Source organism: Rhodococcus sp. BUPNP1 (genome assembly GCF_002215235.1).
GTDB lineage: Bacteria > Actinomycetota > Actinomycetes > Mycobacteriales > Mycobacteriaceae > Rhodococcus.
On the sequence record NZ_NERM01000079.1, the window covers coordinates 1 to 758 of the forward strand.

At 67.2% G+C, this 758-nt stretch carries 2 pseudogenes; both read left to right on the plus strand.

The window, feature by feature from the left end:
- Nucleotides 1-260: pseudogene (locus B9C99_RS25480) on the plus strand (glucose-6-phosphate dehydrogenase (coenzyme-F420)); the annotation flags it as partial.
- A gap of 20 nt (nt 261-280) precedes the next feature.
- Nucleotides 281-758, plus strand: a pseudogene (locus B9C99_RS25485) (glucose-6-phosphate isomerase); the annotation flags it as partial.

Consider the following 758-nt stretch of genomic DNA (forward strand, 5'->3'; position numbering starts at 1 on the left):
CGTTGTCGCTGACGCCGGAGCAGAAGCATTCCATCGATGATCCGATCGAGATGGAAGCGGCGGCCGATGCGTTGCCGATCGAGCAGGTGGCCAAGCGGTGGATCGTGGCGTCGGATCCGGACGAGGCGGTCGAGAAGGTGAAGGCGTATGTCGATGCCGGGTTGAATCATCTGGTGTTCCATGCGCCGGGTCATGATCAGAAGCGGTTCCTGGAACTGTTCGAACGCGACCTCGCGCCGCGCCTGCGCGCACTGGCGTGACGAAAGACGTTGGCAGAAAAATGGATACGGAAACACGGGACGTGACGACCACGGAGGCCTGGCGAGCCCTCGATGCCCACCGCGACGAGATCGCCGCGGTGTCCCTGCGGGAGCTGTTCGCGATCGAGCCGCAGCGGGCGCAGGCGTTGACTGCGCACGCCGGGGATCTGGTGGTCGACTTCAGCAAACAGCGTCTCACCGGTCGCACGCTCGAACTGCTCCTCCAGTTGGCGGAGCAGACGGGGGTGGCCACCGCTCGCGAGGCGATGTTGTCGGGTGCGCACATCAACGTCACCGAGGACCGCGCGGTGCTGCACACCGCCCTGCGCCTGCCCCGCGAGGCGGAGTTGGTGGTGGACGGGGTCGATGTGGTCGCCGACGTCCACGCCGTGCTCGACCGGATGGGCGAGTTCACCGACCGCCTCCGCACCGGGGCTTGGCGCGGCGCCACCGGGCAGAAGATCGCCACGGTGGTCAACATCGGCATCGGCGGCTCCG